At 45.2% G+C, this 9,200-nt stretch carries 8 protein-coding genes and 1 pseudogene; 5 read left to right on the forward strand and 4 right to left on the reverse strand.

Annotation, left to right across the window (positions count from 1 at the left end):
* Positions 1–245: 245 nt before the first annotated feature.
* A complete protein-coding gene (locus tag J2S20_RS10500) occupies positions 246–1,628 on the forward strand; it encodes a M20/M25/M40 family metallo-hydrolase (RefSeq protein WP_307255337.1) in 1,383 nt (460 codons plus the stop codon).
* Positions 1,629–1,703: 75 nt separating this feature from the next.
* Here J2S20_RS10500 and J2S20_RS10505 read toward each other — a convergent pair whose 3' ends face one another.
* Entirely contained in the window at positions 1,704–2,369 is a 666-nt protein-coding gene (locus tag J2S20_RS10505) for a Crp/Fnr family transcriptional regulator (protein ID WP_307255338.1), read from the reverse strand.
* A gap of 270 nt (positions 2,370–2,639) precedes the next feature.
* On the opposite strand from J2S20_RS10505, the gene J2S20_RS10510 reads away from it, so the two are divergent.
* From J2S20_RS10510 to J2S20_RS10525, 4 genes are all read left to right on the forward strand, one after another.
* A complete protein-coding gene (locus tag J2S20_RS10510) occupies positions 2,640–4,040 on the forward strand; it encodes a YfcC family protein (RefSeq protein ID WP_307255339.1) in 1,401 nt (466 codons plus the stop codon).
* Positions 4,041–4,058: 18 nt separating this feature from the next.
* Positions 4,059–5,741 carry a M28 family peptidase gene (locus J2S20_RS10515; RefSeq protein WP_307255340.1) on the forward strand — a complete coding sequence of 561 codons (1,683 nt, stop codon included), beginning with the start codon at positions 4,059–4,061 and terminating at the stop codon, positions 5,739–5,741.
* Positions 5,742–5,841: 100 nt separating this feature from the next.
* Entirely contained in the window at positions 5,842–6,069 is a 228-nt protein-coding gene (locus J2S20_RS10520) for a hypothetical protein (protein ID WP_307255343.1), read from the forward strand.
* On the forward strand, positions 6,054–6,929 hold the full coding sequence (locus J2S20_RS10525) for a mandelate racemase/muconate lactonizing enzyme family protein (RefSeq protein ID WP_307255342.1): 876 nt from the start codon (positions 6,054–6,056) through the stop codon (positions 6,927–6,929). Before J2S20_RS10520 ends, J2S20_RS10525 begins: the two co-directional genes overlap by 16 nt.
* 78 nt (positions 6,930–7,007) lie before the next feature.
* Here the strand turns inward: J2S20_RS10525 and J2S20_RS10530 are convergent, their stop codons facing one another.
* From J2S20_RS10530 to J2S20_RS10540, 3 genes and pseudogenes are all read right to left on the reverse strand, one after another.
* Positions 7,008–7,892 carry an IS3 family transposase gene (locus J2S20_RS10530; RefSeq protein WP_307255341.1) on the reverse strand — a complete coding sequence of 295 codons (885 nt, stop codon included), beginning with the start codon at positions 7,890–7,892 and terminating at the stop codon, positions 7,008–7,010.
* A gap of 32 nt (positions 7,893–7,924) precedes the next feature.
* Entirely contained in the window at positions 7,925–8,218 is a 294-nt protein-coding gene (locus tag J2S20_RS10535; RefSeq protein WP_115347717.1) for a transposase, read from the reverse strand.
* Between the two features lie 85 nt (positions 8,219–8,303).
* Positions 8,304–9,173 (reverse strand): annotated as a pseudogene (locus J2S20_RS10540) (transposase); the annotation flags it as partial.
* Positions 9,174–9,200: the final 27 nt, after the last annotated feature.

The raw sequence follows: 9,200 nt of genomic DNA on the forward strand, positions 1-9,200 counted from the left end.
TTTGGAATGAATTTTTGCGCGTAACTGTGAGGTACTGAACAGTTAAGAAATAGGATAGAAGAAGGAAAGGGACAGTGTGGAGAGATTCATACTGTCTCTTTTGCTCATGTCAGAAAGAAAATGCTGGCCAGATGCTCAGATGATAAGTGGAAATGTAACCCATGCTACACTGTACCAATTCATATAGAAAATAAAACTGGATTCCGATATCATGAAGGCAAAGAAAGAGACCGGGAGGAATGATCATGAAGAAATTTTTTGATTATGTCGATCAGAATTTTGATCGCATGATGGAGGAAATGAAGGAATTTTGTTCCCGCCGTAGCGTAGCAGGGGACAAGACTGGATTGGAAGAGACAAGAAACTGGATCGACAAGAAGTTAAGTGCAGTGGGAATTCCGCACGAGTTTCAGAAAGTGGAGAATGGAAATGCCTTAATCTCAGCTTCTGTTTCCGGAGAAGATGGAGATAAACATCCGTCTCTGTTATTCTATAATCACTACGATGTCGTGGAAGAGGGAAAACATGAGCTGTGGTCCAACGAGCCGTTCGGTCCGGTGATCCGTGATGGTGTCCTCTATGGGAGAGGTGTGTCGGATAATAAAGGTCCTCTTCTCTCAAGAATTCAGGCGGTGGAAGCGATTCTTGCAGTGGAGGGTAAGCTGCCGATCAATGTAAAATTCCTGTTTGAGGGCGATGAGGAGACGAGTAGCCCGTCTTTATCAAAGTTTTCTAGAGAACAATCAGAAAAGTTTAAAGAATTATCGAAAGCAGACGTCTGCCTGTGGGAAAATGGGCGCCGCGATGAAGCAGGAAGACCATGGGCGAGATTCGGCGTCAGGGGAAGTGTGAGCTTTGAACTGTCGGTAGAAACTGCGAAAAAAGATGTTCATGCCAGAATGGGGACATATGTTCCAAGTGCATCTTGGCGGCTTGTATGGGCGCTTGCAAGTCTGAAAAGTGCGGATGAGAGAATCACGATTGAAGGATTCTATGATGATGTCCTTCCGGTGACGAAAAAGGATGAAGAGATATTAAATGCATTTCCATATAATGAAAAGAGCCAGTTGGAAAAACTGGGAATTGCCTCATTCCTGCGGGGAAGCAGTGGGTTGGAATTGAAAAAGCAGATCTATATGGAGCCATCCATGTCAGTCTGCGGTCTGGAAGCCGGTGAACTTTACAATGGAGCCAGAGGAATCGTGCCGCACAAAGCATACGCGCGGATCGGATTTTATCTGGTTGCGAACCAGTCTCCGGATAAGGTGGAAGCACAGCTGCGGGAACACCTGAAAAGGCATGGTTTTGGAGATGTAAAAGTCGTACGCAGAGGCGGAAATACTCCGGTCCGTACCAGCGTGGATATTCCGTTAAAGGAATGGCTGGAACATTCCGCGGCGGAAGTTTACGACAAACCGATGGTGATCGAGCCGACAGCTCTTGGTGGTGGCCCGGCGATCTATTTCCACCGCGCATGGCCGGATATGCCGATCGTTGGCGTAGGACCAGGAAATACAAATGCAAACCATCATGCACCGAATGAAAATATGAAGCTGGATGATTACAAGGCATCCATAAAACATATGATCGCGCTGATGTGCGAGATGGGGAAACAAGATAGAGAATAAGAAATAACAGAACAGATCTGGTATTATGTGTAAATACCAGATCTGTTCTGTTTTAGATATTAAGAGGGACTAAATTTAGTCGGCAATATGGATGCTGTTGAGTTCCACCCGTTTATTAATGACACGGAGAAAGTCTTCGCGGGCCAGTTCACTGATCAGGCGGCTCACCGTCACCCGGTTTGTTCCTATAATAGAGGCAATCTCCTGATGTGTGTAATAATGGCTCAACGGATACCAAGTGCGGTCTTTGCTGGATACCGGATCGGACAGGAGAACAAAGAAATTTTTCAAACGTTCTTTCACGCATTCGAGAGTTACACTTTCAAGTTCCCGCTGTAAGAATGCCCGCTTATTGCTCAGACTGCGGATAATGGCATCACGAAATACCTTTTTTTCAATCAGAATATCATATACATTGGCATCAATTTTATATAAAACAAGATCAGTCAGCGCAGAGGTATAACGCTCTGCGATCGAAAACATTTTTTCATTTGCAAACAGACTTTCCGTAAGAAACCATCCGGCACTGAGAATGTAGGAAATCTTTTCCTGCCCGGTCAGCCCAAACATGGAGTGGGAGGTCGAGCCACTTGCAATATAAGTGATTTCTGTAAGCTTTTCACCGGGTTTAATATAGTATGTATTAGCAGGCACCTCAATGCGATATCCATATGTTTTTACGAGCTCGGAAAGCTCGTCGTTGATATATGGTTCGAAATTTACACAGTATTCTCGTTCCAAAGCTAAACACCTCCTTAAAATGCGGGGAATGCCGGGACTCCAGCTTAAAAATATGAAAGCGAAATACATCATACAGTTATGAAAGGTTTATCATTGAGTCTAAAAATTGTCAAGAAGTATAGATTTATAGAGCAAAACGGGAAAAGTGTAGCATTTGTTACAATGTGATATTGCTTATAGTAAAATAGTAAGAAATTTTGCTATAGTTAAATCACAAAAGAAAACCTGATCAGGTCTCCCGAAAAGTTAAGAAGAAAAGGAGTTGTATGTATGAGTCAGAAGAAAAAATTTCAAATTCCTCACGTGTTTGTTATGCTGGTAATGTTTGTCATTGTTGCAACAGCTATGACATATATCATCCCGGCAGGAGAATTCGCCAGGGTGAAGAATGAGGCAACGGGAAAAATGATCGTTGACGCGACCTCTTTCACATGGGTTGAACAATGTCCGGTAAGTTTCTTTAAAATTCCGAACTACATAGTGAAAGCATTGGCGGGCTCGAGTCTGATCTGGATGACGATCTTCAGCGCGGCTTCCATCGAAGTAATTCTTGCGACAGGCGCGTTTGACGCAGCGATCAATATTATGATCCACAAGTATAAAAGCAGTGAGAAGCTGCTGCTGATCGGAACGATCATCGTATTTGGTATTTACGGTATGCGTCAAAATCCAGTCAGTATGATTGGATTTATTCCGGTACTTGTTCTGTTCTGTCGTATGTGCGGATATGATGCGTTGGTTGCGGTGGCCGTTGTTGTTCTTGCGGCAGGTGGAAGCCAGAGTATTGGACCGGTAGCTCCGGCAACCACAGCGATTGCGCAGGGATTCGCAGATCTTCCGATTTTCTCTGGAATCGGCTATCGTTTAGTGCTATGCGCAGTATTCCTTGCACTGAATGCATACTTTATCGTTACGTATGCGATGAAGGTAAAGAAAGATCCGAAAAACAGCCTTGTATATGACTTAGAAGAAAATGCAAGAAAACAAGGGCTGGATACAAGCGCAGATAAAAAAGCAACGATCACAGTACGCCAGATCCTTGTACTGATCGTATTTTTTGTAAGTGTTCTTGTTCAGGTTTACGGCGGCATTAAACTTGGCTGGGGCAATACGGAGATAGCAGTTGCGTTTGTATGGCTTGCAGTTGCCGGTGGAATTGTCGGCGGTATGATGCCGAGTGAAATTGCAAGACACTTTAGCAAAGGCGCAGCAAAGATGATGACAGCAGCTATCATGATTGGTATTGCGACAGCAATTTCCAAGGTACTTTCTGATGGAAAGATCATCGATACAATTGTACGTGCGATCGCGAATGTTCTGATGGCATGCCCGGCATTTATCCAGGGACCGATGATGTTTATCGCGAACGTTCTGATCAACGTATTTATTCCGTCCGGTTCCGGACAGGCCGCTGCCGTTATGCCGCTTATGGTTCCGGTTGCAGACCTGATCGGAATGACAAGACAGACTGTTGTCCTTGCGTTCAACTTTGGTGACGGACTTGGAAACTATATCATTCCAATGTCCTCAGCGCTGATGGCAAACCTTATGGCAGCAGGTGTATCCTATGGCACATGGATGAAATTCATGAAGAAAGTATTTGTGAGCTGGGTCGTTCTTGCATGCATTGCAATGATCGTTGCACAGATGATCCATTATGGACCATTCTAATAGGCATCGGAGGTTAAGATGGGACAATTAAGGGAAAGTCTTCTTGAAGAATTAAACAGTAAAAATATGCTGGAGACGATTGGAACATTCAATCATCTATTCCGTTACAGCGGAACAAAAGAGGGAGAGGCAGCGGTTTCTTATCTGGAAGAAAAACTCTCGGAGTATGGGATTACGTTTGAGCATTGTGAGTATGATGGCTTTTTCAGCATTCCGGTGCGAGCGTTCGCGAAAGTTGATGGAGTGGAATATCCGTTAGTCGGAGATGTTTACAGTGCAGAAGCAGACAGCCTTCAGGGAACGTTGTATTATGACTCTCTCAGCAAGAAAAAAGGACTCACAAAGAATCAGGAAAAAGATCGTTTTGAGTCATTTCGCGACAAAATCATTCTGACGTGGGAATCCAAGGGCGTTTTTGTGAGAAGGGCAATGGAGGCAGGAGCCAAAGCAGTACTGCATATCTGTGCAACAAAAGGCGACTATATTCATCACAGCAATATTGGGACGATCTGGGGAACACCGGATTTTGACGAGGCTGCATATATGAAATTTCTTCCGTCAGCGGGAATCAGACGCGTGGACGGAGAAGCGCTGATCGAAAAGATAGCAGCAGGAGAAATCGATGCTGAAGTCACGATCGAAATGGAGACAAAGATCCGCAGAAGTTCCATGGTGGCTGTTGATATCAAGGGAAAGAGTGACAGTTTTGTGCTTGTTTCCGGTCACTACGACTCCTGGTATGAGGGAATTACAGATAACGCGGTCAGCGATGCGATCCTTTTGGAGTATGCGAGAGTGCTTTATGCACATCGGTCAGAATTAAAGCGTGGAGTACGGATCGCATGGTGGTCCGGTCATTCAGATGGAAGATTCTCCGGATCCACATGGTATTGCGACAGCCATTATGCAGATCTCAGAAAGAACTGTGTGGCGCATGTGAATCTGGATCTGACCGGGTGCAAAAACTCAGAGCAGATCGTAGCACGGACAGCAGGTTCTGAGGGCGTTTCCTATACAGCAGATCTGATCGAAAAGTACACGGGAAAGAGACCAAATGCGTATACTCCGATGATCCGTGGAGCAGATCAGTCTTTCTGGGGGGCCTATGTGCCGCTCACGATCATGTTAAAATATGAACCGTTTCCGGAAAAACGTCTGTCAGACTGCCCAAGCGGCGGACCATGGTGGCATACCCCGAAAGATACGATCGATAAACTCGACGAGAAGATCATGATGCGTGATGCAAAGATCAACATGGAAATGTTGGATGATATTCAGAACGCAAAGATGATTCCTGTAAATATTCCAGCCTTTTTAGAAGATTTGGATGGCAGATTAAAGAAGACATTGTCCGGATTAGCACCGGAGTTTGACACGACGGAGATCTGCGCTGAATGGAACAGAACGAAAGCGGTGTTGGAAAAGGCGGCCGAGCGCGCGGAAAGTATGGAGGACAGTGATCTTTTCCTGAAAGAGACAGTGGGAAAGCTGCTCCATATCGTTTACTGCAGAAAAGCACCATATCTGCATGATTATGGTGATGGATTTGGGATTTTTGGGGCGATTGGACGCTGCAAGGGAATCACAAAGGAAAATACGCCGTTAGATGTTTATGTAATGGCGAGAAGCGAATATCTGCGAATGAGGAACCGGCTTTGTATGGGACTTAGGGAGATTCAGAAACAGGCAGAGCGGATCTGACAGCAGGAATGAAAAAAGATACTGAATGATAACGGAAATAGCAGGGAAACCTGCTTTTTCCTGTATAAGGAGATAGAATTAGAGGAAGGAGATTTGACCTATGGGAAAAGTTGTATCAGCAGAGGTGTTTTTGCTGCACAGAAAAACAGTCGTATTGGCAACGGCTTATGGACGTCCGGCACAGGTAAAAGGTCACGTGATCGTAAAGCTTACAGACGAAAACGGGCTCTGTGGCTGGGGCGAGGCGACTCCGCTCCCGAAATTTACCGGCCAAACGCGGAATTTGTACAGTATGTACTTGAGAAGGAACTTATATCGGAAATCATAGGAGTAGACGCGGCAAATCTGTGGGAAGCCAGAAATCGATGGAATCATAAGCTCCCGGGGCATGCAGCGGCCAAGATGGCATTGGAGGCTGCTTTTTATGATCTTGCGGCGAAAGAACGGAAGATTCCTCTTTACCAGATGTTCGGTGGGAAGCTGCGGGAGAAGGTTATGATCAATCGCCATCTCGGAATCATGGGAATTGATGAGGCGGTGGAAAAGGCGGTCCAGTATCGGGAACAAGGGTATCACAGCATAAAAATGAAGATTGGTACGGATGTTGAAGAAGATATCTGCCGGGTTTGCGCAGTCAGGGATGCTGTTGGATATGAAATGAAACTTCGCGTGGATGCCAATGCGGGATACAGCTATTCGGATGCATATAAGTTTATTCGAAAGACCTGTGATCTGGATTTGGAAGTGTATGAACAGTTGCTTGATAAACATGATTTTAATGGGACAAAGCAGCTGAAACGGGATACCGGTGTTGTGATTGGAGTTGACGAAGCGATCAATACGATTCAGGATGCAGTCCGGTATGCATATGAGCGGGCGGCCGATGTGTTTGTTCTGAAGCTTGTCAAAACCGGCGGGATCCAAAATGCTGTTACGATTTCAGAAATTGCGGCATCCGCAGGAATCCGCTGTGTAGCCACCAGTACATACGATACACAGATTAATGGAGCTGTTTGCCTTCATCTTGCATCGTCCCTTCCGACATCTACGATGTCAAATGATATCACCTGCTATGCGACCCAGCCGGATATGGCAGATACATGTCATGTGCTGAAGGATGGCTATTTGACGATTGGAGATGAAGCCGGAATCGGAGTGCGAAGTCTGAAAGAGATGAAGATCGTCTGAGGTTGATTTTTTGACAAATTGGTCCTATGTCAAGAAAAAGTACAAGTTAAAAATGACCTTGCTCCTATGTAATGATATTCAGCCCGCAATTTTGAGTGATTTCTCCAGTTTCTCCAGGAATTCCTCTTCATACTGATCCGGCGATAGATAATTACAGTGGCTATGAATCCTTACCGTGTTGTAGAACGTCTCTATATATTCGAATACAAGACGGTAAGCACGCTGATAATCAAGAATCACAAAGCGATTGAGCCATTCTCTTTTGATTAGCGCATGGAAGGACTCTATGCATGCGTTATCCCAGGGATATCCCTTTTTGGAGTAACTGTTTATGAAATCAACTGTTGCTTCCTTGAAGGCATCTGAAACGTACTGTGTTCCGCGATCATTATGAAAAACGAGCGGCTTATCAATGCGTCGTTTCTGTTTTGCAAGATTGACACAATCAACGACGTGCTGCGCATGGAGTGTTCTGCTAAGAATCCAGCCGATGATTTTTCGTGAAAACAGATCCATGATGCTGGTCAGGTACACAAAACCATTGACCGTAACAATGTAGGTGATATCAGAGACCCACACTGCATTCGGCTCCTCTGGATTGAATTGCTCATCCAGTATGTTTTTCAGTTTTAAACTGAAATCAGGATCAATAGTGGTATGAGTAAACGGCTTGATCCACTGGGCTTTGATTCCCATCTGGCGCATGTAGATTCCAACAGTCCGTTCTGCGATTGGTTCTCCATCCTTATTTAGCTGCTTTGTGATTTTGGGCGCCCCGTAGTTTTGATGAGATTTATCATATATTTCCTGGATTTTCTGTTTCATAGCTTCCCGACGCTTTTCAGTATCGGAAGGCTCACGTTTCTTCCAGGAATTATAACCGGAGCGTGAAACACCAAGATACTTCAGTATCCCGCTGACAGAGACCCGGTGTTTCACCGGAGACTGATGTACTTCCTCCACGTATTCAGCAGTTGCTGTGTAGACGGCCAGTGTCAGTTTCCCAGGATACCGATGGCTTTTTTTAATACTTCAAGCGCATCCTTGGCATCACGAAGTTCTCGCTGCAGCCTGGCGATTTCCTTTGCCTCGTCGCTGGAATAGTTGCCAGCCCCCCGGGTTGGGACTTTTCCTTCGTTCTCCTTTGACTTCTTGATCCAGGTCTTCAGAGCGGAGATGCTGATGTTGAGGTTGCTTGCTGCTGCCTGGTAGGACAGCTCTGGATGCTCCTTCTTGTATCGAACGGCATCCTCCTTGAACTGTTGTGTGTACGCTGTTCCTTTTGCCATGGCCCATTCCCTCCTGTCCTTTCATGGTACATGATTAACAGGGAAAAGGTCATCCTTATTTTGTACTATTTATATGCTAGCTCCACGCGTCCGGATCGGTCCTGGAATAGCTGTTCCGATCCCCGCAGATGTGGAGACGTTTAACGTATTCTTTCTGTTTAGAGATATATCCTTCCAATGTCTCAATTGATCTTTGCAGCTGGCTTTTCCGGCTGCCGCTCCCGTGAACAAACGTGATATTTTCTTCTTCCTTTATGTGGTAAAGTTTCTTTCTCAGCCGTTTTAACGTATGCAATGTCGCTTTTCCGTTATAAACAACCTTGATCCCGTACAGGATTTCACACTCTTCGAGGAAAGTCAGGATCTTTTCAAACAGACGTGCCTGATGCTTTGTGACGGATTTTTTCCAGACAAAAGTATACTTATTGGCAAAGGATTCGATCTTGGTTCCATCAATAAAGACTGTCTTTCCAGAGATCTCTCCAAGGTCATACAGGATAGAGCTGACATCAGCCAGAAGATCTTTAGAACATGCTGATAAATGCAGGGAAACAAACCGGGCGATCGTAGCGTGGTCAGGTGCGGACATGCCTTCCAGAAGATACATGAAGTTTATATCTCTCCTGCAGGCAGTCTCGATGTCTCTGCTGGAGAAGAGACGATTCATGGAAGCATAGATCATGATCTTCAGCATCTGACGCGGCGACGCCTGATTTTTCCGGACCCTGTCATAGGTGGCATAGAGATCCGAAAGGTCCATTCCCTCCACAAATGCGCTCAGAAGGCGGACCGGGTCATCAGCAGGGATCATGGTTTCCACAGAAAGTGGAAGTTTGATTTGATAATAGCCCTGAAATTTCGTATAATCGGACTGTAAATGTAATGGGGGGCTGAGTTGTAATCTGAGGCGCCAGTTTGTAAGGCGAGATGCTTGTTTGTAAATTGAAAACTGCATATTTGAAAGCGAAACGCCAGTTTTGTA

The sequence above is a fragment of the Moryella indoligenes genome (assembly GCF_030812885.1).
GTDB lineage: Bacteria > Bacillota > Clostridia > Lachnospirales > Lachnospiraceae > Moryella > Moryella indoligenes.

Excerpts from the sequence above, each read along its gene's own strand:
- J2S20_RS10510 (WP_307255339.1), top strand. The coding sequence starts at position 2,640 with ATGAGTCAGAAGAAAAAATTTCAAATTCCTCACGTGTTTGTTATGCTG.
- J2S20_RS10515 (WP_307255340.1), top strand. The coding sequence starts at position 4,059 with ATGGGACAATTAAGGGAAAGTCTTCTTGAAGAATTAAACAGTAAAAAT.
- J2S20_RS10520 (WP_307255343.1), top strand. The coding sequence starts at position 5,842 with ATGGGAAAAGTTGTATCAGCAGAGGTGTTTTTGCTGCACAGAAAAACA.
- J2S20_RS10500 (WP_307255337.1), top strand. The coding sequence starts at position 246 with ATGAAGAAATTTTTTGATTATGTCGATCAGAATTTTGATCGCATGATG.
- J2S20_RS10535 (WP_115347717.1), bottom strand. The coding sequence starts at position 8,218 with ATGGCAAAAGGAACAGCGTACACACAACAGTTCAAGGAGGATGCCGTT.